Genomic DNA, 25141 nt, shown 5'->3' on the forward strand with positions numbered 1-25141 from the left:
ACCAATGAAATTTTCTATTGATAGGGACGCCCTATTAAAGCCACTACAGTTAGTCAGTGGCGCAGTGGAAAGACGACACAACTTGCCTATTCTGGCAAACCTCTTGGTGGAAGTAAGTGCCCACTCACTTAAGTTGACTGGTACTGATTTAGAGGTTGAATTGGTCGGTGAAGTGCTACTTGAAGGTGAAGTCTTTGAAGGTCGTACAACCGTACCTGCTAAGAAATTCCTAGATATTGTTAAGTCTTTACCCGATCAGGTTGAGCTTAAAATAGAGCAACAAGAAAATCGCCTTTTGTTACGTTCTGGTCGTAGCCGCTTTACCTTGGCAACTTTGCCTGCGGAAGAGTACCCGAATGTAGAAGCGTTTGAAGCTGAATTAGAGTTTACCCTCAAGCAGGGCACGATGAAGTCCTTGATTGATGCGACTCAATTCTCAATGGCTAACCAAGATGTGCGTTATTACCTCAATGGTTTGCTGTTAGAAACGGAAGGTAATGTGCTGCGCGCAATTGCGACTGATGGTCATCGTTTGGCATTAAGTCATCGAATGATCGAAGCATCACTGCCTGAAAAGCAGGTGATTGTCCCGCGTAAAGGCGTGCTGGAACTTATGCGCTCATTTGAAGGTGATGAGTTAGATGTCACCATTGCTATTGGTGATAACGCCATCAGAGCGACAACAGCTACAGCAGTGTTTACCAGTAAGTTGGTTGATGGTCGTTTCCCTGATTATCGCCGCGTGCTACCAAAAGGCGGCGACAAGATTGTTATCGCCAGTCGCCAGCAACTTAAGCAGGCTTTATTGCGGGCTTCTATTCTGTCGAATGAGAAGTTCCGCGGTGTGCGCGTGCAGTTAGAGAATAACCTGATTAAGATCACTGCCAACAATCCTGAACAGGAAGAAGCGGAAGAGATCTTAGATGTTGAATATGAAAACACGCCGTTAGAGATTGGTTTTAACGTCAGCTATTTGCTCGATGTACTAAACAACCTACCGTCTGATGACGTGCGTATTACGTTAATTGATGGTAACTCTAGCGCGCTTATCGACAACCATGTAGAGCAAGACTCTATGTATGTTGTGATGCCTATGCGTTTATAGCTGACTGTATTACTCTGCTTTAGATACCAGATAAAGTTTCTAAGACACTCTGTCGGCTTTATCTGGTATAAATACCACTTCTTAAATTTTTTCCCCGCAGTGTTAAAAGGTATTAATGAGTCTTAACCGTCTTCATATTGAAGCTTTCCGCAATATTACTTCTGCACAGTTGCAGCCGGGTGATGGGCTAAATGTTATTTATGGCCAGAACGGTAGTGGCAAGACGAGTATTTTAGAGGCTATCTACTTTTTAGGAATGGGGCGCTCCTTTCGCAGCCATCTATCGCAACGAGTCATTAACAATGATGCTGATGCTTTGACTCTGTTTGCAAATATGCAGAGTGCCGAGGATGAGAGTAAAATTGGCCTCAGACGTTTTAGAAGCGGTGAGATTGAAGTAAAAATTAATGGTGATAAAGTAAAGCGTCTGTCGACGTTAGCTGAAACGTTACCGATCCAAGTGATAACTCCAGAAAGCTTTTCATTGCTTTTTGAAGGCCCAAAATCCAGACGTCAGTTTATAGACTGGGGAGCGTTTCATTCAGACCCTCGTTTTTATGCTGCATGGGTAAATGTACGACGTATTTTGAAGCAAAGAAATCAGTTACTCAGAGACGAATCACCCTATAGTTCGATTCAATTTTGGGATAAAGAATTTATTCGTTATGCTGAACTGGTTACTGAGATACGAAAGCAATATGTAGACTCGTTAAATGAGCTACTTAAGGGTATAATCGAAGAGTTTTTACCTCAGGTAGATGTTAAGGTTTCTTTTACCCGAGGATGGGATAGTAAAACAGAGTATGCACAGCTGCTCGAGACGCAGTATCCCAGAGATTTAGCCACAGGCTTTACTGTCAGCGGACCTCATAAAGCGGACTTAAGATTGCGGGTAGGAACACTGCCTGCACAAGACGCTTTGTCTCGTGGACAGTTGAAATTGTTAGTCTGTGCATTGCGTATTGCACAAGGAAAGTTGCTCAAACAACAAATAGATAAAAAAAGTATTTATCTGGTGGATGACCTTCCATCGGAGTTGGATGCACAGCATAGGAAACTATTGCTGCAGCAGTTAGCAGATACCGGCGCACAAGTTTTTGTCACGGCAATTGAACCTGCAGCCATAGTTGATTCGTTAATCACGCCACCAAGTAAGATGTTCCATGTGGAACATGGGCGTGTAACGGTAATTGAATAACCGACGAGAGAATAATATGTCAGAGAATAGTTATGATTCTTCGAGTATTAAGGTTTTAAAAGGCCTTGATGCGGTACGTAAGAGACCAGGAATGTACATCGGTGATACCGATGATGGCACCGGTCTACATCACATGGTATTCGAAGTGGTCGATAACTCTATCGATGAAGCGCTAGCGGGCCACTGTAGCGACATTACTATTACCATTCACGCTGACGGTTCTGTATCGGTCACCGATGATGGTCGTGGTATTCCTGTTGAGATCCATCCGGAAGAGGGTGTTTCTGCTGCCGAAGTTATTATGACGGTACTGCATGCTGGTGGTAAGTTCGATGATAACTCTTATAAAGTATCTGGCGGCCTTCACGGTGTAGGTGTGTCAGTGGTAAACGCACTGTCTCATAAGTTGCAATTGACTATTCGTCGCGACGGCAAAGTTTATGAGCAGTTTTACACCATGGGTGAGCCTAACGAGCCGATTAAACCAGTTGGTGAAGCGACATCTACGGGTACTGTAATCCGTTTTTGGCCTAGTGAAGAAACGTTTTCAGATGTTTTGTTCCATTTCGACATCTTAGCTAAACGTGTTCGTGAACTATCATTCCTAAACTCAGGAGTGGGTATTCGTCTTGTTGATGAGCGTGATAATCGCGATGAATTCTTCAAGTACGAAGGTGGTATCAGTGCATTTGTTGACTACTTAAACGTTAACAAAACACCAGTAAACAAAGAAGTATTCCACTTTATTCAAGAGCGTGAAGACGGAATTACCGTTGAAGTGGCGATGCAGTGGAATGATGGCTTCCAAGAGAACATCTTCTGTTTCACTAACAACATCCCACAGCGCGATGGTGGTACTCACTTAGCGGGCTTCCGTGGTGCGTTAACACGTAACTTGAACAACTACATGGAACGTGAAGGTTTCAACAAGAAGGGCAAGACTGGCGCAACCGGCGATGATGCTCGTGAAGGTTTGACTGCGGTTATTTCGGTTAAAGTGCCGGATCCTAAGTTCAGCTCACAGACTAAAGACAAGCTAGTATCAAGCGAAGTTAAGTCAGCCGTTGAGCAAACAATGGGTGAACAGTTAGGTGATTACCTAATGGAGCATCCAAACGAAGCTAAGCTGATTGTTGGTAAGATTATCGACGCGGCTCGTGCTCGTGAAGCGGCGCGTAAAGCCCGTGAAATGACTCGCCGTAAAGGCGCACTCGATTTAGGTGGTTTGCCAGGTAAGCTGGCCGATTGCCAAGAAAAGGACCCTGGTCTTTCTGAAATCTACATAGTGGAAGGGGACTCTGCTGGCGGATCAGCCAAGCAGGGACGTAACCGTAAGAACCAAGCGATTCTGCCACTTAAAGGTAAGATCTTAAACGTTGAAAAAGCACGTTTTGACAAGATGTTATCTTCGCAAGAAGTCGCCACACTAATTACCGCTTTAGGTTGTGGTATTGGTCGTGACGAATATGATCCAGATAAGACGCGTTACCATAACATCGTCATCATGACCGATGCGGACGTCGATGGCTCGCACATTCGTACCTTGCTATTGACCTTCTTTTTCCGTCAAATGCCTGAGCTTATCGAACGTGGTTATATCTATATCGCCCAACCACCTCTGTATAAAGTTAAGAAGGGTAAGCAAGAGCAGTATCTGAAAGATGATCCTGCATTGACTGAGTATCTAACCACTCAAGCATTGGATAATGCCAACGTTTACCCTGCGCAAGGTGCACCAGGCATGTCTGGTCTGCCACTCGAGCGTTTGGTTAACCAGTATCGCGAAGTTGAAGCTATTATTGAGCGTTTAGAGCAACGTTACCCAACTAACATTACTGATTTGATGTTGTATCACCCTGCATTGACTAATGAAATGCTAAGTGACGAAGCACAAGTTAAAGTCTGGTCTGACACGTTTGTTGCTGCTTTAGCAGAGAAAGAGACTGGCGGTATTCTATATAGTGCTGAACCAGTACTCGATCCTGAGCGTCAAGTTTACCTGCCAAAAATTACTATCCGTAAGCATGGTATTGATACTCACTTCTTATTCACGTATGACTTCTTCCAGTCTAACGACTACGCGACAATCGTTAATTTAGGCGCAGAAATTAATGGTTTGATCGAAGATACTGGCTATGTTCAGCGTGGTGAGCGTACTAAAGACGTTAGTAGTTTTGTTGAAGCACTAGATTGGTTAATGAGCGAGTCTAAGCGCGGTCAATATATCCAACGTTATAAGGGATTGGGTGAGATGAACCCTGAGCAATTGTGGGAAACTACAATGGATCCTGAGTCACGCCGTATGTTGCAAGTGACCATTGAAGATGCGATTGGCGCCGATCAACTATTCACTTGTTTGATGGGTGATCAAGTTGAGCCGCGTCGTGACTTTATTGAGTCAAACGCACTTAACGTGGCTAACCTAGACGTTTAGTTTTATTGCGAAAGTTATTACTTTGCAAATAGTGAAATCGGTGCTTCTAGCGCCGATTTTTTTTGTCGTATTGCATATCAATGTTTACCTGCGTTTAGAAGGGTAAATGTTATTACTCCCGGTCATAGAAAGTGTTCAAGAAAGCGTTTAAAAAGCTGTTTAATATCAGAAGCAAAGTCGTTATTGAAAAGCCAAAAAGCTTTTCAACTACGGCTGAGCTTTATCAGCCCCCCCAGCTAAAACAACAGCCAAGTAATATTCAACCTGAAGTCCCTCAAGTAACCGCTGTGGATGTTACTTCTCTTTTCTACAGCTTGTTGTTTCCTAGTATTCAGCAAGGTGGTGTAGCCAATGAGCTAGAGAAAAATGTGTTTAGGCGAGTAGAAGCTGCGTTGTCTGCCCCGAAAGCCATTGCTGATAGGGTATTAAAACTACCTACGCAAGTGGCGGCATTGGACAAACAGTTGGCAGATGAGACTAGTGATACTAAAGCATTGCTGGTCTTGATCGAAAAGGACCCTCTGCTAAGTATTGAGGTACTAAAACTTTGTAATAGCCCGTTGTTTAGACGCAGCGAAAAAGAGATCACCAGTTTGCAGCAAGCATTAGTGCAGTTGGGGCGGGAGCAGATAAGACGATTTGTGACGACTAGTTTAATGCGAGACTGCATCGAAATTAAGCCTATCTATTTCCGCCGCTTTGGCTCGCAAATTTGGCGGCATTCAATGCAAGTCGCTTATTTGGCAAGTGAGCTGGTTGAAGAGGATAGCGAAAGCGCCTTTATGTTGGGATTAATTCATGATGTGGGTAAAATCGCGATCTTTAAATTGTTGTTAGAAGCGTTTAAGCAAGCTGAACCGGGCGAGCAACCTTGTTCTAGTCTCTTTAAGCAAGTGATGACGGCTAAATCATTAAGCCTAAGCGCCTTATTAGTACAGTACTGGGAGTTACCCACAATATTCAAGGCAGAACTTGGTCGGTTAGCTATTGTTGATTCTAAGCCTGCTGGTGGCCTTGCTGAAGCTGTATGGCGGGCTAATTTAATCAGTGAGTGTTCGATGTTGTTGGAGGCTGGGAAGTTACAGGAACAGCAACTTAATCGTTTATTAATGGATACAGGTATCGATAGGTCAGGCTTTGATGAGTTGCACCAGAAGCTGATTCAGTTCTGACTAACATTGTAGTCAGCATTAAGATACAAAAAAGCCCCTAACGAGGGGCTTTTTAATAGCAGATATTAGCTGGATTTACTGTAGCAATGAAATATCAGCAGCATGTAAGAACTGATCGCGTAGACTAGAAAGTAACGCTAAGCGATTGTTCTTAAGAGCTTCATCATCAGCCATTACCATGACATCTTCAAAGAAGGTGTCTACGCTTTCACGCAAACTAGCGAGTAGTGCGAGTGCTTCTTGGTAGTTAGCAGCTGCAAATAACGGTGCTAATTGTGGCTGTAGCTCTGCAAGTTTAGCTGCAAGTGCTTTTTCTGCTGCTTCCACCAGTAAGGCTTCATCGATAGTTGCTGGCAGCTCGCCCTCAACTTTCGCTAAGATGTTTGATACCCGCTTGTTTGCCGCTGCGAGTGCTAAGGCTTGTTCTAGTGTTCTGAAATGCGCCACTGCTTTAATGCGACTTTCAAAGTCAGCTGGAGCGGTAGGGCGGCGAGCCAATACCGCAAGGATAACATCAACACTAATACCTTGGTCTTGATACCATGCACGGAAGCGACCCATAAAGAACTCAAGCACTTGCTCAGGCGCTTTATCATTGGTGAGGTTTTCACCATGTAACTCTTGGGCTTTAGCAATCAAATCCACAAGATCAAGAGGTAGATTGTTCTCTAAACAGATACGCAATACACCAATCGCTGCACGACGTAGTGCGAATGGGTCTGCAGCCCCCTTAGGCGCTTGGCCAATACCAAAAATACCCACCAATGTGTCGAGCTTTTCAGCCAGTGCTACACAGATAGATACTGGTGCTGTTGGCACTGTATCACCGGAGAATTTAGGTTTGTACTGCTCAGATAGTGCAACCGCGACGGCTTCTGTTTCACCATTTAGACGCGCGTAATGCATGCCCATGGTGCCTTGAAGATCGGTAAACTCCATCACCATGTTGGTCATCAAGTCTGACTTAGACAGTAGACCTGCACGAGCCGCTTCTTCGCTATTAGCACCGATGCTGGTGGCAATATAAGCCGCCATTGCAGAGATGCGTTCAACACGTTGCTTGATGGTGCCAAGCTGTTTTTGGAACACAACGGTTTCTAAACTGCTAAGGCGTGACTCAAGGCTGTTCTTTTTATCTGTCTCGAAGAAGAATTCTGCATCTGCTAGGCGAGGGCGAACCACTTTTTCGTTACCTGAAATAATCTGTTGTGGATCTTTCGATTCGATATTGGTAACAAAGATGAAGTTAGGCAATAGTTGACCGGCATCATCAAATACTGGGAAGTATTTTTGATCGCCTTTCATGGTATAAACCAAGGCTTCAGCAGGGACGTCGAGGAACTTTTCTTCAAAACTCGCCGTTAATACAACAGGCCATTCGACGAGCGAAGTCACTTCTTCAAGCAAGTCATCCTCTAAATCTGCTACGCCACCTAATTTAGCGGCTGCAGCCTCTGCATCAGCTTTTATCTGTGCTTTACGAGCTTCATAATTTGCGTCGACTTTACCTTGCTCTTTGAGTACTGAGAGGTAATTGTCTGCATGATCAAGCTCGATGCTTGGCTTACCCATAAAGCGGTGACCGCGGATGATACGATCAGACTTAATGCCTAATAGTTCACCTTCAACCACTTCACTACCTAATAGCATAGTGACAGTGTGCACTGGGCGAATAAACTGAGTGGTATTGCTACCCCAACGCATAGGTTTAGGAATAGGTAATTTGTCTAATGAGCGCTGCGCCATTGCAGCAATCAAGCTCTTAGTTTCAACACCAACCACTTTTGCTTGATGCAGTAACCATTCACCTTTATCTGTCTTAAGGCGGTCTGCTTGTTCTACAGTAATACCATTACCACGAGCCCAACCCATGGCTGCTTTTGTTGGGTTACCGTCAGCATCAAAAGCTTGTGCGACCGCAGGGCCACGTTTTTCAACGACTTTATCTGCTTGAGCAAGTGCAAGTTGATTGACGTTTATCGCTAGGCGGCGAGGTGCGGCATGCCAAACCGCAGACTCAAAAGTCAGCTCAGCTTTTTTCAGCTCGTCGGTAAAGTTATTAAGAAAAGACTCTGCCAATTTACGCAGTGACTTTGGTGGCAGTTCTTCAGTACCGACTTCAATCAGTAAGTTTTCAAAATTCATCAGTTAATCCTCTACTTACCGATAGGGAAGCCAAGTGCTTCACGAGATTGATAGTAAGCTTCAGCAACGCCTTTAGCCATGGTTCGAACGCGTAAAATGTAACGCTGGCGCTCAGTAACAGAAATTGCATGGCGGGCATCTAGCAGGTTGAATGCGTGAGAGGCTTTCATTACCTGCTCATAAGCAGGTAGGGCAAGCGGCTTCTCTAATGAAAGCAGGTGTTGGCATGCAACTTCGCAGTCATCGAATGCTCTAAATAAGACTTCAACATTGGCGTGTTCAAAGTTATAAGCTGATTGCTCAACTTCATTTTGATGGAAGATATCGCCATACATGACTTTGCCCATTGGGCCGTCAGTCCAGACTAAGTCATAAACGTTATCCACTTCTTGGATATACATAGCAAGACGCTCTAGACCGTATGTTATTTCACCTGTAACGGGCTTACACTCTAGCCCGCCAACTTGCTGGAAGTAGGTAAATTGAGATACTTCCATACCGTTCAGCCACACTTCCCAACCAAGACCCCATGCACCTAAGGTGGGTGATTCCCAGTTGTCTTCAACAAAGCGAACATCATGGATGTTCATGTCGATGCCAGCCGCTTCTAACGATCCAAGGTATAGCTCTTGGATATTATCTGGTGAAGGTTTTAGCACGACTTGGTACTGATAAAAGTGCTGTAGACGGTTTGGGTTGTCACCGTAGCGGCCATCAGTAGGACGACGACTTGGTTGTACATAAGCACAACTCATCGGCTCTGGGCCTAGCGCTCTTAGGAAAGTCATAGGGTGGAATGTGCCAGCACCTACTTCCATATCTAATGGTTGAACAATTGCGCAACCTTGCTGCGCCCAGTATTCCTGTAGGGTCATAATAAAACCCTGGAAAGTTTTTACGTCGTGTTTGGTCGTCATATCCGCTTGTCTACTGCCTGGAAGCCTAAATAGAAAATGGTTTCGATTATACCTTGTAGAATAGCGCTTATGTAGGTTATTTTTTATCTGGTTGGTTCAAATTATAGGATTTGTACTATGGAAGTAATACGTTGTGCTTGGGTGGGGAATGATCCTATCTACGAGGAGTACCATGACCAAGTATGGGGTAGGCCGGTATTTGATAGTCGAGAGCTATTTGAAAAGCTCTGTCTCGATGGTCAGCAAGCCGGTTTGTCTTGGATTACTATCCTGAAAAAACAGCAAAATTATGAGGCTGCATTTGCCAATTTTGACCCGGAAATTATCGCTACGTTCGACGCCGATAAAGTTGAGGAGTTACTGCTTAATCCCGGCATTGTTCGTAACCGCTTAAAGGTAAATTCAATTATTAAAAATGCTAAAGCGTATTTAGCATATGTAGAGCAGGGTAATGATTTTTCTGAGTTTTTATGGGGTTTTGTTGGCGGTAAGCCTAAAGTGAATAACCCAAAATCGATGAAAGAAGTGCCTGCCCAAACACCAGAATCTGAAGCGATGTCAAAAGCACTTAAAAAGCTAGGCTTTAATTTTGTCGGGCCGACTATTTGCTACGCTTTTATGCAAGCTGTTGGCATGATCAATGACCACACCACGGATTGCTTTTGTCATCGCTGGTAAAGCTATGAACAGCCGATTTGCGTTTGCAGCTGTAGTAGATAATGGTGATCGATTTTAGGAAGCACAATGACAGTGAAGTCAGAACAGTATCATTTTTGTAGTTTGGGCTTAGCCCATCATTGACGATTTATACTAAAAGCTAGAGCTTCCAATACTCGCCCTAGAATGTGAAGGCAATAATATTAGAATCAAAAAAGGATGTTCCACGTGGAACATCCTTTTTATTTTTTATTAGCGATTAGCTTTTCATTCGTTTTTAGAACAAAAATTAATTTTCCTAAAATATTTTAACCAGAGTTAAGTTACTCAGAATTTAAATTTGGAAATTAAATTTATTTTTCAAAAAAGAATGGTTTTCTCTCTTTACCGCGATTTTTGTTGCCACCATTTAACTGATCCATTGTTTCGGCATTATAAAGTTTACCGTTTACCATGGTGTAGGTGACCTGATCTGTTACTCGAATATCTTCAAGTGGATTCCCGTCAATCACAATTAAATCTGCCAGCTTACCTTGTTTGATAGAACCAATTTGATGATCCATCGCAAAGTGTTTCGCTGGGTTAATGGTTGCTGTTTTTAGTACTTCAAGGTTACTCATGCCACCTTGAGCAAACATCCACATCTCCCAATGAGCTGCTAGACCTTCACGCTGACCATGAGCTCCGATATTCGGCTTGATGCCAATTTCGTTAAGCTCATTGGCAACACGAGCTACATTGAAATGGTTGTAATGTTCATCGGGTGCAGTAGGGCGACGCATTGAACGAGCATCAAGAATATCTGATGGGACATACATAGAAAGACGGGGATGAGCCCAAACATCAGTTTTGTCGTACCAGTAATGCTCACCTGAGATACCGCCATAAGCGACAACAAGTGTTGGGGTATAGCCTACTTCAGTCTGTCCCCAGAACTGTTTTATATCACTGTAAATGCTCGCTGCTGGCAAGGAGTGCTCAATACCAGTATGACCATCGGCAATCATGGTTAAGTTATGTTGCAGTAAGCTGCCACCCTCAGGAACAACCATCATCTCAAGTTCTCGTGCTGCTGCAATCACTTGTTGACGTTGATTACGTCGTGGTTGGTTATAGCTCTTAACGCTAAATGCTCCCACTTTTTTCAGACGCTCCAAGTGGAATTTTGCATCATCTAGTGAGTCGATATGCGAGGTGTAACCCGGAGCATTTGCACCGTATAAAATTGTTCCGGTAGAGAAGATGCGCGGGCCAGCAATGTTACCTGCTTTTTGCTGCTCAGAAGCGGCAAAGATTTCAGTGGTATCATTTGATGGATCATGAATCGCTGTTACACCCAAAGATAGATTAGAGTATAGCTCCCAGTTTTGCTGAGGGATAATCTCATTCTCACCTTGAGCGCCATGGGCATGAGCATCGAATAAGCCAGGCATCAAAGTCTTGCCCTTTATGTCGATAACTTTTGCATCACTGGGGATATCAATGACAGATGAGGAACCAACACTCACAATATGATTATCCTTTACGATAACCGTACCGTTGTCGATGACCTGATCATTCTCCATAGTAATAATTTTTCCGCCAACAAAAGCAATTGTTCCACGTGGAACATCGGCCTTTTTAGTAAAGCCTAGATCAGTAATTGTTGGTTCTACTTTTGCGTCTTCAGCTTGTTCACCATATTGAGTGTCTACTTTCACTTGATATAGCTCTGGGCCGAGCGTCCAATAAAGCTGGTTGTTGTCATTGTTCCAACTGATGCTTTCACCTGCGCGAACACTCAGTTGGGTAACCGGTAAGTTACTCGCCTTTGGACCAATCTGGACTGTTTCACCATGTTTAGCAAAAGGTGTCACGAAGACTTTAAACCGCTCAGCGAAGGCTAACTGCTTGCCGTCAGGTGATACTCTAAATTCTGTTGCATGTTTACTGGTGTAGTGCACACGCTTTTCAAAGCCATTTAAACCTATAGAAGATAGCTGCGGTGTTTCGCCACTTTCCATAAAGTAAACACGTTCATTGTCGGCACCAAACTGCGGTTGATAACCAGAGGCGGTGATTTTAACATTGTTATCACCGTCGATATCTACTTGGTATAAGCCCGTTTCTTGTGACCAAGTACGTGGGGTAATGTAGCCACCTTTAGCTTTACGGTAGACAATGGTTTCGCCATCAGGAGAGAAGGTGGGTTCGACATATTTACCTGGCTCTTTAGTCAGAACCTTTACTCGTTTATTGCGTACCGTTGCAAGACTCACTGTGCCTTGCTGTTGGTCATCCCAAGTGGTGAATACAATCTTTTTTCCGTCGCGTGACCATTGTGGAAATAGCTCTCTAAGTTCACTATCGAGCTTAGTTAGGCGAGACATTTTTCCGTCTGGCAAGCTCTTAACCCAGATTTTACCTAGTGCTTCAAATACCACTTTTTTACCATCAGGTGAAACCTGAGCCATACGCAGCATCTTGACATCAAATACATCTTTATCGAGATCTTGTTGGAAACGTACAGCAGGCTGTACCGCACGTTCTGTTTTAACACTAAAAGGGATCTGTGCAACCGATTTAGATTCTACATTTAACTTATTAATTTTACCCTTGGCCCAGAATACGATTTCATCGTTATCTGCTGTCCAGCTCATGGTTGGGTAGACACCATGAATTGCCCACGTTTCCTGCATGTCACGGTCAAGCTCACCGTACAGTTTCTCTGTTTTGCCTGACTTAAGATCCAATAGGTACAACGACGACTGGAAGCCATCACGCTTGATATAGGCGAGCTTTTTACCATCAGGACTTGGCGTCGGTCTAATTGCGCCCCCCGTACCTTGAATAAGCACTTCGATATCACCTGTCTCGGTATCGTAACGCTTGATCTTGTAAATACCTTTTACTGAATCCTTTGAGTAGTGAAAGGTTTTACCTGGCGTTGCATCTTGGCTGAAGTAGATGTAACGACCATCAGGTGAGTAGGCTGGTTCACCTAAGTCTTTCTGTTCATTTGGTCGCTCGGTTAGCTTTACCCCTTCACCACCGGCAACGTGGTACATCCAAACCTCACCAGCACCTAAGCTACGGCTACCGGTATAATGCTTGCGAGCCACAAGGTATTGTCCGTCTGGACTCCATGCCGGGCTGTTAAGTAAGCGAAAAGTTTCTGTGGTTACTGGTCGTGGATTGCTGCCATCAGCCTCCATTATCCAAATGTTATCGCCGCCATCTTCATCTGAGGTAAAAGCGATATACTTTCCATCTGGACTATATACTGGCTGCATCTGCCAAGCGATGCCTTTTGCAAGTGGTTTTGCTTCGCCGCCGTCTGTTGAGATCTGATAGATATCTCCAAGCAAGTCGAACACTATGTGTTTGCCGTTAGGGCTAACACTGACATTCATCCATGTGCCTTCTGTGACATCTATTTTAACTTGTTGGAGTGGCGCATTTGCGGGGGCATTCACCTGCCAAGATTTCTTGTCTTCTTCGGCTAAGGTGGGAATGCTGAAGCTTAGCGCTATAGCTGCATATAATGGGGTGAGCTTATTTTTGAACATGCTATTCCTATCGTTTTTTTTGTAGTTGTTCAGGAGTGACAGTATTGTTGTAGTACAGGTGTCAATTTCGATAACAGTTATCGCATAAATCAGTTAACAGTAAAACATAAATTCTGTTTCAATTAGTTAAAGGCGAGAGTCGAGCGTTTAATGGGATGGGTGTTGCTGAAGTGGTGTAAATTGACTTGCTGTTGTATTTATCTATCTATTGGAGAGTATATGGCGGCAGCTGTTATACGGCCTTAGTTTTACTCGGCTGATGCTTTTAGGGAAACAGGTCGTCTATCGCAATGTTAGCATCATTTAAAACGCGGCAGGTAACTCCGCCTCGCCAGTCTGGCAGCAGCGCTTTTTCCAGGCCGGGGTAAGCGATTTCCATTTTCTTACAAGGATCCGTTTCACCTGTAATCTGTAAAACAAGTTCGCCGATGACGATCTGTTTGCCTTGGTCCTGTGCAGAAAAGCTTAAGCCATCAACTAACAGGTTTGCTCTACGAGTAAACCAAGGTAGGTTTTTGTCTACCTCGTTGCAGGCTAGTTGCCATTGCTGTGCCGACATCACGGTAACTTGGCGTTTACCTGGGCGGCCGAAGATATCATTTTCGACACCATATTTTTGAGTAACCGCAGCGTGTTCTGTAGTGATCATCGCACCGCGTTTTTCAGTTTTATATGCAATACCAACAAGCTTTGTCATCGGATAAATCCTTATGTCCGGAGAGTGAGTGTTAAAGACCTTTTCTTATCAAATACTGATAAGGCGTAGCGTCTGTTTGGCTGGCAATAAGAGTATGATCCATAAACTCACAAAAGCTTGGAATATCTCGTGTGGTTGCCGGGTCATCGGCAATAATCAATAAAGTTTCGCCATCGTCCATACGCCTTACTGACTTACGCACCATCATTACTGGTTCTGGACACCTAAGTCCTAATGCATCGAGTTGATGTTGTGCGTTACTAAATTGGTCGCTCATAATGCCTCGGTAGAACGATTAAACAGAGGAGGCTAATATTACTCCAGAGCCGTTATTTATCCAAGTTGATTACTGGGTTTTGTGAGATTGGCTCTGTTTACTATAAGCGCTATGTTCCACGTGGAACATATCTTTTATGGATAGCTATCAAACGGTGAGGGCTGCGTAATTAGCATTGAGTAACTGCTGCAAATCGGTTGGTGACAGTGCGATATCTAAGCCTCTGCGACCTCCGCTAATATAAATGGTTTCTAGCGTGCGGCATGAGTCGTTGATGAAGGTTGGTAGTTGTCGCTTTTGAGCTATAGGGCTGACGCCACCCAATACATAACCAGAGCTTCTCTGCACCTCTATCGCTTCAGCCATTACAGCCTTTTTTGCTTTGGCTGCCTTGGCTATTGATTTCATACTCAGCTTTGTAGCAACGGGAATAATAGCAACGGCCAGTTGCTTAGCATCGAGTTTTACTACTAGTGTTTTAAATACTTGTTCTACTGGTACACCTATTTTCTCGGCCGCTTCCAAACCATACGCTTGGCAGGCAGGATCATGCTGATACTCATGAATCTGATGAGAAATTTTTTGGTTAATCAATAGGTCGATAGCAGGTGTCATGTCTCAATCTCATACTAAAGGTTTAAATAGGCTTAGAGCGGTTTATTCATTACAAGAACATCAATACCTCGGTAATTGACTCGCTCTACTGCTTTCCAGCCTAGTTTACTATAGAGGCCGCCAGACATGTCCTCTGTCTGAAGATTTATGCTTGTCACATCTAATTCTTTAGCCTTATCGATAATCGCTTCAATTAGGGCCTTTGCGACACCTTGCCCTCTTGAAGAAGGAGCAACATATACACCCCCTAGCCAATGCTCTCTTTCTGGATAGATATCCATTTCATGAAAACGAAGTTGGGCTGCACCAATTAGCTTCTCTTTTTCCTGTGCGATAATTATCAATGGCAACATGTCGCTGTTGAGGTAATCAGTGAGCTTTTGTTCAAGCTCCACTGTACTGCGCCCCTCACCAATATAGCCCCATTCATCGCTATACCACTTTGCTATTTGCGATATAGCTTCGGGTATTTCAGATAGTAAAAGTAACTGCATTTTTTCGTGTTCTCCAAAGAGTTGTTGAATGCATTAATTTAACCACCGCTAATATTTCCCACAATAAAATGCAGTTCATTATAGTGGTTTTTTATATTGCCAACTAACCAATATACATAGTTGGTGACGGTATAAAAGCCACAGTATGAAAGTATTAGCTGTTTTTTTTGAAATTAGACTTTTTACTTAACTCATCTTAAGTTGTTGTGATATATTGCATTTGTTGTTAACGAGGTGTGTTCCCCCTTCATTGTTAATTCAAGGATGATAGAATCGACATGGATAGTGTTGAAGTACCAGCTAAGGTAAGTTTCTGGAGTAAATTGCAAAGTGTTGCGTTGACTGTTGTTGCCGTAATGTTGTCATTAGGGCAGTGGAATGACACTAAAGATGCAGTTAGTAGTGCCTATGAAGCGATTATCGCAAACTGGACAAACGATATAGAGTACAAGCAAATATCGACTCTACACGTAGGACAAACCCAAGCCTACGTCACCAGCATTTTTGGCAATCCCCACGTATCCAAGAAGTCCAAGTCTGACTCAGATATTGTCTACTTTTATTATGGTAATAAAAAATACCAGCTCACTTTAGCAATAAAGGATAAGCGTTTATCTGGCTATGCTGTGGTTGGCTTGATGCCAGATTTTCAGGTCTCGGTTCCTTACACCGCACAGGCATTGTTATCAACACCACTAGATGGCTACTTTTCGCAAACCGATAGTTACTTCTCTGATGCAAACAATATCGAGTATTACGCTGAATCCCACGATTTGGGCAAAAAAGTAATGTTCTATAACCTTATTTTGGGAGCTGTAAATTATGGTAATTTTAGCCCTAGTGATAGTCGCTCGATAAAACAGCTAAATGCAAACTTGGATCGTGGCATTGAAGATGTGAGCGCTGCATTGGCCACCAGTCGTAAACTTACTCCGAACTATTTTGCTGTCACAGAGCTTGCGCCTAAGGTAATGGTTGAAGGGCTGCTAACACATTTTGAATATAAGACACTTTTAAAAATAGATTAATATCAAGGATGAAGTATGAATCTAAAATTGAGCGCTATTTTCTTGGGGCTAACCTTAGTGGCTGCCTGCCAATCAACAAATAAGGCGCCTGATTGGTATTTAACCCCTGCTTTGACAAATAGCGCGTCATTAGTTGCTGTTGGTGAGGCCACATCACTTGATAAGGCCAAGCAGAAAGCAATGAGTGCGCTGAATCAGCAGCTATGGACTGAAGTAAAGTCAAAAGGCTTAAGCCGCAATATTGTAAACGACATCAATGGTCGTGAACATTATCAGCAGCTTAACGACTTTAGCGTGAATACTAAGACATCAGCAGTGGTGCTTAATGGTGTTGTATTTTCTAAGGCTCAGCAGGTTGGCAAAAACTTCTATGTTGAGGCTGTGGTAAATAAGTCAAATATAGCGGCGCAGCTCCTCGCAGATATCGAAAGTTACAATCAACAAGCTCAGTTCGAGCTAGACAGCTTGTCCCAGATGGACTCACTCGTTTGGTGGCTGAAGAATGCCGATGTGACGACACTTGAGCGAAACATGGCTAGTCGGTTATCTATGTTGGCCGCATTATCCCCTGAAAAACAGACTTCTAAAAATCTTATCCCGCAATTAAAAGCAAAAGTGGCGGAGGTGCATTCTGGTATAAAAGTGGCTATTGCAGCAATGCCAAATGACCTGCGAATGAAGAAACTCGTCACTGCACACTTTACTGAATTTAATATTCAAGTTGTAGACGGCTCAGTTAACAACTTCAGCCATAAGCTTATTTTAGATACAGATTGGCGCAAAAATTATATTTCCGACATGTATATTTCTACAGTCCAAGTTAATTTAATACTTAAAAATCAGAAGGGTAGTGTGGTTTCTAGTAACGAGATTATTGCCAATGCCAATTCTGTGACAAGTTACGAACGCGCCAATGAGGGCGCCTCCCGCCGTTTTTCTGCCGAGCTAAAAGAGCAGGATTTTTGGAAAGCTTTAGGGCTTTAGTTAATTTCTTATAATTGAATATGGATATCAATATGTATAAAAAAGCTTTTGTTGCATTAGCCGTGTTAACTGCGATAACAGGTTGCAAGTCAACAGGCCCTAATGTTTGTTCAGCATCAACTCGAGTCGAACTACCTGTGAGTGAACGTGTGGTTAAGGGAACTGCTAGTACTAAAGTTATTATTTTTGAGCCGGATCTAAAAGTTGATAGCGATAAAGGAAAGACGATCACCGCGGCATTTCATCAGTCTTTGTCAAAGCAGGTTGATATTACGGGATCAAATATTGTTGATCGTAGCTTAGCTAAAAAGTTGAAGTCAGAATTACAAATTGCTGAAGCGAGCGGTATATATAGCTCTGAAGGTGTACCAGTTGCGGATTTTGCCATATTCACCGATATCGGTGTCGCTAGCTTCTCTCGTGAGTTTAAGGCGGCTCATAAGGCGTATGATCCTACGCAAGATAAGCGAGTTTACGTTGCGGCAGCTTGCCACTTCGAAGCTAAGATAGAAGCAAGTACTAGAGCCGTTTCATTACCTGACATGCTGACATTGGATCAGATAGAGTTTACCGGGGATAGTTCTCACTCCTACGATACCACCAATTCTCATTGTCCTATTTCTAACGATCAGATTAATAGCATGATAGCAAAAGCGGCTAAATACTCAGTGACTCGCAGTGATGAGCTGAAAAACCTCTTAGCCCCAAGAGCAAGTATTGTAGAGATGCGACAGTGTGATGCCGGCACTATGGTTCGTATCGATATGGGCAGCCGTCATGGCGTTGAGCCAGAGTGGGACGTCGATTTCATTACCCACGAAAAAGTGACTAATTACGCTGGCGAGATAGAAATAGAAACCAGTGGCTATGGCGAGGGTGAGGTTATTAATAATGCTGAACACGGTATAAAACCAAACCACTCTTGGGTTATTATCGATAGAAGTATGGCTGGAAAGGTTAAGCGTGGTGACACGGTAAAAGTTAAGTTTGAGAGCGCGTGTAACTCTATGGGGTCATTCTTAGGCAGCTTTTGTCATGATGCGGATGAAACCATATCTGATACTAGCCTAAGTGATTTATTTAAATTTTAAGGGAATAAAATGAAAAAAGTACTCGTTTCAGCAGTTCTACTTGGGCTACTTGGTGGTTGTTCAAGTAACGATACTGTGCAGAATGTTCAGCAGGTAGATTGTTTTTACCCAGATGCTCCAACAGTGAGTGCACCTCGCTGGGTATGTGATGTGATGCCTGAAGGCGTAGAAATGGGAGCGGTAGGCTATGCTAAAAAGAGTGTCGCTGGTCTGAGCATTATGCGAGATATTGCCACCAATGATGCCCGCGCTAGATTGGCTCAGCAGTTTGAATCAAACGTTAATACTCTGTTCAAGCAAGCAACTCAAGCGAATATCACCTCTACCACAGAAAGTGTTTCTGAAGAGGTTAATGAATATTTTGAGTCGGTGACTAAAAACGTTACTAGCCGTACTTTGTCTAATAGCCGAGTGATTGTGACTCAGCGCAGCCCTGGTGGCGGACTATACACATTAGTCGGAATGGACAAGGTAACCTACGATGAGAATCTCTCAAAAGTAGTTGCCGCCGCAGGTAAGAAAGATCCAGAGTTATGGAACAAGTTTAATAATAAGAAAGCAGCCGAAGAGCTAGATGCGGTACTTTCTACGTTACAAAAACTTTAGTATTGACCTAGTTAAGAAGGAAGCATTTCGCTTCCTTCTTGCTTTTTTATCGGTTTTTTATGCTTCGGGTTGTGATGAAGGGATTCAAAAATGAAAACTCGTTTAACTGGTTTGGTGGCTTGTTTAATGCTAAGTGCGCCGTCTGTATTTGCAGCGGATCGCTTTGCAGAGATAAATGCTGAAATAGATAAAGCTAACTTTACTCAAGAGCAGAGGGATAAGGAGTATCAAGATTTTGTATTTGCCTATATGGCAGAATACGAAAATTGGCGAGTTGAATATCTGAAGGAGTTTGACCAGTACAGGGCGGAAATTATCGAAAAGTGGGGAGTAGGCGATGTGTCTGAACAGCACCGAAGCGTCGAGTACTCCCCGGATCAAACTGTAAAATCCATAATTGACTATGACAACGACGAGGTGTCAGTCTCAATCCTGGTAGAAAGTGATACCACCGAGGAAGAGGCGAAGGCGGAGCTGAAGAAGCAAGTGGCTGCATTAGCAGCAACCCCAAACTCTAATGTTTCTAAGGTTATTATCGGACTTGAACCACAAGCCATCGCTGCTGTTGAAGTTACCCCTGTAGTATTTTCGGCCGAAAATGAAAAACAGGCTAAACAAGTCATAATTGAACAAACAAAAGCCCAGTTAGTCGAGATAGATAAAGAGTCGGATAAGGTACAACTTACCAAAGCTGATAGTTTGTCTATTGATATGATTGAACAGGTCACTATTCAGAAAAAGAAAAAGTTATTGGCTGTCGCTAAGGAGCGATTAATTGCAGTTGCCGATGATTATGAAAAGAAACGGGCAGAAAAGGCGGCTAAATTAACGACCAAAAAGATTGTCGAATACAAGGTGAAATTGCCTAAGAATGGCTTGAGTTCCAGAGCTAACGCTGTGGTTGATTTTGCCCTGGATGAGGGAGAGAAGTGGCAGGTTTCACCGGCATTGATCATGGCGGTTATCCACTCTGAGTCTAGTTTTGATCCCAAGGCAACCTCGCCAATTCCAGCGTACGGCTTGATGCAAATCGTGCCAACGACGGCGGGCTATGATGTAAACCAAATAGTTAGAAAAATTAGTGAGCCGATGTCGTCTGGTGACCTGTACACACCAGATGTGAATGTCGAAACTGGTGCGGCTTACCTTAATATTTTAAATAAGCGCTACCTGAAATCTATCGAGAATGATGAAAGCCGCTTGTACTGTATGATTGCAGCGTACAACACGGGGGCTGGTAATGTAGCTAAGGCATTTAATGCTGATGGTGCGAGAAATATTAGAAAGGCGGCTAAGGTGATTAACAAAATGGCGCCTGATGAAGTCTATCAGCACCTATTGCACAATCTTCCTTACGATGAGACCAAGCATTACCTTAAAAAGGTAAGTAGTCGTATTGAACTTTATCAGAATAAGATTTGATATTTACGCAATAAAAAAGCCAGCATAAGCTGGCTTTTTTTATGAAAAATTACTGTTAAGGGCGCTCGAAAATAGTCGCGATACCTTGCCCTAAACCAATACACATGGTCGCCAAGCCATATTTAGCGTCTTTGGCTTCCATAAGATTAATCAAGGTCGTCGAGATACGTGTCCCCGAACAACCTAGTGGGTGGCCCAGTGCAATCGCGCCACCATTGAGGTTAATCTTTTCGTCAACCACATCCATTAAGCCTAAGTCTTTAACACAAGGTAGAGACTGAGCGGCAAAGGCTTCATTGAGCTCAATCACATCTAAGTCATCAACCGTTAGACCAGCGCGTTTAAGCGCTTTTTGTGTTGCTGGTACTGGACCGTAACCCATGATTGCTGCATCGCAACCGGCAATCGCCATTGAGCGAATGCGAGCACGAATAGTTAAGCCTAGCTCTTTAGCTTTTTCCTCTTCCATGACTAACATGGCAGACGCTCCGTCAGACAGGGCTGAAGAGGTTCCAGCTGTTACTGTACCATTGGCTGGGTCAAAAGCAGGGCGTAGGCCTGATAGTGATTCCATAGAGGTTTCTGGGCGAATGACTTCATCATGCTCAACTTTAATCAGTGCACCATCAGCATCATGACCTTCAATAGCCACGATTTCATTGGCGAAGCGACCTTCGACTGTCGCTGCGTGAGCACGCTGATGAGAACGCACGGCAAAAGCATCTTGTTGTTCACGAGTAATACCGTGCATTTTTCCAAGCATTTCAGCTGTAAGCCCCATCATGCCAGACGCTTTAGCAACATTGTTTGCCAGACCAGGGTGGAAGTCGACGCCATGGTTCATCGGGACGTGGCCCATATGCTCAACACCACCAACGATAAAGGTATCACCTTGGCCTGTCATAATCGCTCGTGCTGCTTGATGAAGTGCATCCATAGATGAACCACATAAGCGGTTAACAGTGACTGCACCAACTTGTTTTGGAATACCTGCAAGCAGTGCTGCGTTACGGGCAATGTTGAAGCCTTGCTCTAGGGTTTGCTGTACGCAACCCCACATCACATCTTCAATCGTGTTTGGGTCAAGCTTTGGGTTACGCTCAAGCAGTGACTTCATCAGTTCTGCAGAGAGAGTTTCTGCACGTACATTTCTAAATACACCAGCCTTAGAGCGGCCCATTGGAGTACGAATGCAATCTACGATAACGGCGTTTTTCATTGTTCTAATCCTTGCTGCTTAAGCCTGCTGGTAGTAGCTGCCATTGTTGGCGGCGAGTTCACGCATAGCGTCGGTGACTTGGTATAGTCCACCTAAGTGAGCATATTTATCTGCAAGAGCGACAAAGTTAGCGACACCCATAGTATCTAGGTAACGGAATACACCGCCTCTAAATGGTGGGAAACCAAGGCCGTAGACTAAGCCCATGTCCGCTTCAGCAGGCGAAGCGATAATTCCTTCTTCAAGACAGCGAACTGTCTCGATGATCATTGGGATCATCGTGCGAGCAATGATCTCATCTGACTCAAATGCTTTTCGCTCACCAAACTCGCCTTGTAGAAGCTCATAGCTTGTTGGGTCGAGATCCTTCTTTGGCTTGCCGCGACGGTCAACTGAGTATTGGTAGAAGCCTTTGTTGTTCTTCTGCCCGAAACGCTCGGCCTCGAACATCACATCAATGGCATCTTTACCTGTTTTTCCCATACGCTCTGGGAAGCCTTCGGCCATAACTGCTTGAGCATGGTGACCAGTATCAAGACCGACAACATCAAGTAGATAAGCTGGACCCATTGGCCAGCCAAATTGTTTCTCCATCACTTTATCAATGGCTGCAAAGTCAGCGCCATCGGCAAGCAGGCCACTAAAACCTGCAAAGTAAGGGAAAAGCACACGGTTAACGAAGAAGCCTGGGCAATCATTAACTACGATAGGTGTTTTACCCATCTTACTGGCATAAGCAACAACAGAAGCTACCGTTTCATCTGAGCTATGCTCGCCGCGAATGACTTCGACTAATGGCATTTTGTGCACAGGGTTGAAGAAGTGCATACCACAGAAGCGTTCAGGCTTTTTAAGGCTCTTGGCGAGTAAGTTGATTGAAATCGTTGAAGTGTTTGAGGTGATGATTGCATCTTCACTAACATGCTCTTCAACTTCGGCTAGCACCATTGACTTAACTTTTGGGTGCTCAACGACGGCTTCAACCACGACATCAGCGGCTTTCACAGGGGCATAATCGAGTGCTGGCGTAATATTGTTTAGTACAGCTGCCATTTTCGCTGGATTAGATCGGCCACGCTTAACTTGTGCCGCTAGCAGTTTCGATGCTTCGCCCAATCCTAAATCGAGTGCAGGTTGTGCGATATCCTTCATTACGATTGGAGTGCCTTTGCTAGCACTTTGATAAGCAATACCGCCACCCATAATACCAGCGCCTAATACTGCAGCAGAGTTCACTTTCTTAGCTAGTTTGCCGGCTTTCTTAGCTTTGCCTTTTACCAATTGGTCATTGAGGAAAATACCGATTAACGACTGAGCGACTTCGGTTTTAGCTAGCTTTAAGAATGCTTGATGCTCAACTTTTAATGCGCCTGCGCGATCAAGCTGTGCAGCTTTTTCTATCACACTGACAACGGCCATTGGTGCAGGGTAGTGCTTACCGGCAACCTTAAATACCATGCCTTTTGCTGTCGCAAACGACATCATAGCTTCGAGTTTTGGTAGTGTTAGTGGTGCTAGCTTTTTAGCTCGGCGAGTCTGCCAGTCTAGCTTCTCAGCGATAGCATCTTTGAGCATTTTTAGTGCGGCGCTTTGAAGCTGCTCAGGTGCAACAAGTGCATCGATTGCGCCAACATTTAGTGCGGCTTCTGGGCGTTGATCTTTGCCCGAAGTGATCCATTCTAATGCGTTATCTGTGCCGACTACACGAGGCAAGCGGACAGTACCGCCAAAACCAGGGATGATCCCTAGTTTAGTTTCTGGTAGGCCGATGCGTGCGGTGGTATCTGCCACTCGAAAGTCTGTTGCGAGTATCGTTTCACAACCTGCACCTAGGGCAAAGCCATTAATGGCTGAAATAGTCGGGAAGGGTAGATCTTCTAACTTATTGAAAACGACATTTGCCTCTTCCAACCATGACAATAATACAGCATCTTCTTCAGCAAAGAGTCCTAAAAACTCGGTGATGTCTGCACCAACAATGAATGCTGGTTTAGCTGATGTCAGCATTAAGCCTTTAATACTGTTATTTTGTTTTATGCTGTCGAGCGCAGCATTCAAAGAGTCGATGGTTTCTCTATCGAACTTATTGACCGAACCTTGTGCGTTGAAACACAAATGAGCGATGTTGTCTTCAAGTAGCTCAACCTCAATCGTAGGGCTTTGGTAGATCATTGCTTGCTTCCTTATAGCGTAAGTTGAATATTTACTCTTATATTGCGAGCAAATATAACTCTCTTTTTTACGGTAGCTTCGGCCATCATTTGACCAGTTGTTGCTCAGTGTGCGACTAATCACATAAAATTACAACACCCAATTTAAACGAGTGTTCGAATTTTTGGTGTCGTTATTTATATAGTTATTATAAAACAATCAATTACAGTAAGTTTTGTATTGTTTAAAGCTGTTTTTTGTTCAGGAAGTATAGTGACTACTTCAGTTTTTCGCGTTTAAAGAACTAAATTGAACGGCTAAATAAAACTGTGTGAAGTTTTCTAACTTGCAAACTACGCCTGTTGCGGTAGCTTGATTAATATTGTCAGTTCTGGCGCACAATATATTGACTTGGTAGTGGGCGTTTCATTAATAACTGGGGGGATTTTGAAGCCACAAGTATGGGTTAGACATGGAGTGTTGATCACTTACGGTGCTGCACTCGATACTGCATTACATCGCCATCATGCTATACAGTTAGTATGGGCTAAAGGTGTGTCTTCATGTCAGTGGCAGGCTGGAAGCGTGAGTGGCAATATTATCATTGACTCTCAAGTCGAGCATAAACTGCAGTTGAATGAGGGGTGGATATTGCTGGTGGAGCCTCAAAGCGAACTAGGACTCAGATTACGACAAATGATTGCGGGTAAAGAGGTGATACAGTTTAACCATCTACTTGAGCCATATAGCAAACCAAACCCTAAGAGGCGGCCAAATGAGTTACTCGCGCCGCTGTTAAATACTTTGAACCTCACTTTTACCGTAGACCCTCAATCAGCACCTACTCTCGATAGGCGAATTCAAACCTTACTCACTAAGTTAGATCGGTGCTTGCAGGGAGAGTGTCAGAAGCCTGCTAACTGGCGGGCGAGTGAAGTTGCCAGTGAACTTTCGATGTCTGAGAGCCGATTCAGGCACTTGTTTCGTACTGAAATGGGAATTGCTTGGCGTCCGTATTTGAGGTGGCGTCGTTTATCGTGTGCCATTACGGCGATGATGTCTGGCTGTAGTGCTACAGAGTCGGCACATTTAACCGGGTTTGCTGACAGTGCTCATTTGAGTCGGACATTTAGGGCTATGTTTGGCATCTCTATTCAGCAAGCTAAAGCGCTATTTGCTTCTCGTAGTTCGTGACGTATTAAAAATTCATTCCCTCATCAATTTTCTATGTGCTGCTATGTTATTTCTCCATATTAAATCTAGCTTGATAATCCGTCAAAGTTAGCCAGTTTGTTCAAGTTTCAAGTTTTCTACAGCCATATACTTCGTAGCAATAGTTTTACAATTGTTTATGTCGTTATTTCAGCTTTTACTGACCTAA

The 25141-nt window shown here is 43.8% G+C and carries 20 protein-coding genes; 11 read left to right on the forward strand and 9 right to left on the reverse strand.

Annotated elements, in window-relative coordinates; all coding sequences use genetic code 11:
- The first annotated feature begins 4 nt into the window (after window positions 1–4).
- From dnaN to SWP_RS00095, 4 genes are all read left to right on the forward strand, one after another.
- Window positions 5–1105 carry a DNA polymerase III subunit beta gene (gene dnaN / locus SWP_RS00080; RefSeq protein WP_020910248.1) on the forward strand — a complete coding sequence of 367 codons (1101 nt, stop codon included), beginning with the start codon at window positions 5–7 and terminating at the stop codon, window positions 1103–1105.
- A 115-nt stretch (window positions 1106–1220) separates the two neighbouring features.
- Complete coding sequence (gene recF / locus SWP_RS00085; protein ID WP_020910249.1) at window positions 1221–2303, forward strand: DNA replication/repair protein RecF; 1083 nt, start codon at window positions 1221–1223, stop codon at window positions 2301–2303.
- 16 nt (window positions 2304–2319) lie between these two features.
- Window positions 2320–4737, forward strand: coding sequence for a DNA topoisomerase (ATP-hydrolyzing) subunit B (gyrB, locus tag SWP_RS00090; protein ID WP_020910250.1), 2418 nt, complete (start codon window positions 2320–2322; stop codon window positions 4735–4737).
- 131 nt (window positions 4738–4868) lie between these two features.
- Window positions 4869–5909, forward strand: coding sequence for an HDOD domain-containing protein (locus SWP_RS00095; RefSeq protein ID WP_020910251.1), 1041 nt, complete (start codon window positions 4869–4871; stop codon window positions 5907–5909).
- Window positions 5910–5984: 75 nt separating this feature from the next.
- Here the strand turns inward: SWP_RS00095 and glyS are convergent, their stop codons facing one another.
- Window positions 5985–8054: a glycine--tRNA ligase subunit beta gene (gene glyS / locus SWP_RS00100; RefSeq protein ID WP_020910252.1), complete on the reverse strand. Its 2070-nt coding sequence runs from the start codon at window positions 8052–8054 to the stop codon at window positions 5985–5987.
- A gap of 11 nt (window positions 8055–8065) precedes the next feature.
- Window positions 8066–8971 (reverse strand): glycine--tRNA ligase subunit alpha, encoded by a 906-nt coding sequence (gene glyQ / locus SWP_RS00105; protein ID WP_020910253.1) that lies wholly within the window; start codon window positions 8969–8971, stop codon window positions 8066–8068.
- 117 nt (window positions 8972–9088) lie between these two features.
- Here glyQ and SWP_RS00110 point away from each other — a divergent pair, with 117 nt between their 5' ends.
- Complete coding sequence (locus SWP_RS00110; RefSeq protein ID WP_020910254.1) at window positions 9089–9649, forward strand: DNA-3-methyladenine glycosylase I; 561 nt, start codon at window positions 9089–9091, stop codon at window positions 9647–9649.
- A gap of 332 nt (window positions 9650–9981) precedes the next feature.
- Here the strand turns inward: SWP_RS00110 and SWP_RS00115 are convergent, their stop codons facing one another.
- The 5 genes from SWP_RS00115 to SWP_RS00135 all read right to left on the reverse strand — a co-directional run bounded on the left by SWP_RS00115 (window position 9982) and on the right by SWP_RS00135 (window position 15259).
- Window positions 9982–13176, reverse strand: a complete 3195-nt coding sequence (locus SWP_RS00115; protein ID WP_020910255.1) for an amidohydrolase family protein — start codon at window positions 13174–13176, stop codon at window positions 9982–9984.
- A gap of 265 nt (window positions 13177–13441) precedes the next feature.
- On the reverse strand, window positions 13442–13873 hold the full coding sequence (locus tag SWP_RS00120; RefSeq protein ID WP_020910256.1) for an MOSC domain-containing protein: 432 nt from the start codon (window positions 13871–13873) through the stop codon (window positions 13442–13444).
- Window positions 13874–13904: 31 nt separating this feature from the next.
- Window positions 13905–14150 (reverse strand): sulfurtransferase TusA, encoded by a 246-nt coding sequence (gene tusA / locus SWP_RS00125; RefSeq protein ID WP_020910257.1) that lies wholly within the window; start codon window positions 14148–14150, stop codon window positions 13905–13907.
- 147 nt (window positions 14151–14297) lie between these two features.
- Complete coding sequence (gene ybaK, locus SWP_RS00130; protein ID WP_020910258.1) at window positions 14298–14765, reverse strand: Cys-tRNA(Pro) deacylase; 468 nt, start codon at window positions 14763–14765, stop codon at window positions 14298–14300.
- 32 nt (window positions 14766–14797) lie between these two features.
- Entirely contained in the window at window positions 14798–15259 is a 462-nt protein-coding gene (locus SWP_RS00135) for a GNAT family N-acetyltransferase (RefSeq protein ID WP_020910259.1), read from the reverse strand.
- Window positions 15260–15537: 278 nt separating this feature from the next.
- On the opposite strand from SWP_RS00135, the gene SWP_RS00140 reads away from it, so the two are divergent.
- The 5 genes from SWP_RS00140 (at window position 15538) to SWP_RS00160 (ending at window position 20390) form a co-directional block, all read left to right on the forward strand.
- Entirely contained in the window at window positions 15538–16287 is a 750-nt protein-coding gene (locus tag SWP_RS00140) for an ETEC_3214 domain-containing protein (RefSeq protein ID WP_020910260.1), read from the forward strand.
- 15 nt (window positions 16288–16302) lie between these two features.
- Window positions 16303–17271 (forward strand): LPP20 family lipoprotein, encoded by a 969-nt coding sequence (locus tag SWP_RS00145; protein ID WP_044555499.1) that lies wholly within the window; start codon window positions 16303–16305, stop codon window positions 17269–17271.
- 32 nt (window positions 17272–17303) lie between these two features.
- Entirely contained in the window at window positions 17304–18362 is a 1059-nt protein-coding gene (locus SWP_RS00150) for a hypothetical protein (RefSeq protein WP_044555501.1), read from the forward strand.
- Window positions 18363–18371: 9 nt separating this feature from the next.
- On the forward strand, window positions 18372–18968 hold the full coding sequence (locus tag SWP_RS00155) for an LPP20 family lipoprotein (RefSeq protein ID WP_020910264.1): 597 nt from the start codon (window positions 18372–18374) through the stop codon (window positions 18966–18968).
- 90 nt (window positions 18969–19058) lie between these two features.
- Window positions 19059–20390 (forward strand): transglycosylase SLT domain-containing protein, encoded by a 1332-nt coding sequence (locus SWP_RS00160; RefSeq protein ID WP_044555502.1) that lies wholly within the window; start codon window positions 19059–19061, stop codon window positions 20388–20390.
- A gap of 55 nt (window positions 20391–20445) precedes the next feature.
- Here SWP_RS00160 and fadA read toward each other — a convergent pair whose 3' ends face one another.
- Both fadA and fadB read right to left on the reverse strand, forming a co-directional pair.
- Window positions 20446–21609, reverse strand: a complete 1164-nt coding sequence (gene fadA / locus SWP_RS00165) for an acetyl-CoA C-acyltransferase FadA (RefSeq protein WP_020910266.1) — start codon at window positions 21607–21609, stop codon at window positions 20446–20448.
- An 18-nt stretch (window positions 21610–21627) separates the two neighbouring features.
- On the reverse strand, window positions 21628–23781 hold the full coding sequence (gene fadB, locus SWP_RS00170; RefSeq protein WP_020910267.1) for a fatty acid oxidation complex subunit alpha FadB: 2154 nt from the start codon (window positions 23779–23781) through the stop codon (window positions 21628–21630).
- Window positions 23782–24207: 426 nt separating this feature from the next.
- On the opposite strand from fadB, the gene SWP_RS00175 reads away from it, so the two are divergent.
- Entirely contained in the window at window positions 24208–24954 is a 747-nt protein-coding gene (locus tag SWP_RS00175) for a helix-turn-helix transcriptional regulator (RefSeq protein ID WP_020910268.1), read from the forward strand.
- Window positions 24955–25141: the final 187 nt, after the last annotated feature.

The sequence above is a fragment of the Shewanella piezotolerans WP3 genome, from assembly GCF_000014885.1.
GTDB lineage: Bacteria > Pseudomonadota > Gammaproteobacteria > Enterobacterales > Shewanellaceae > Shewanella > Shewanella piezotolerans.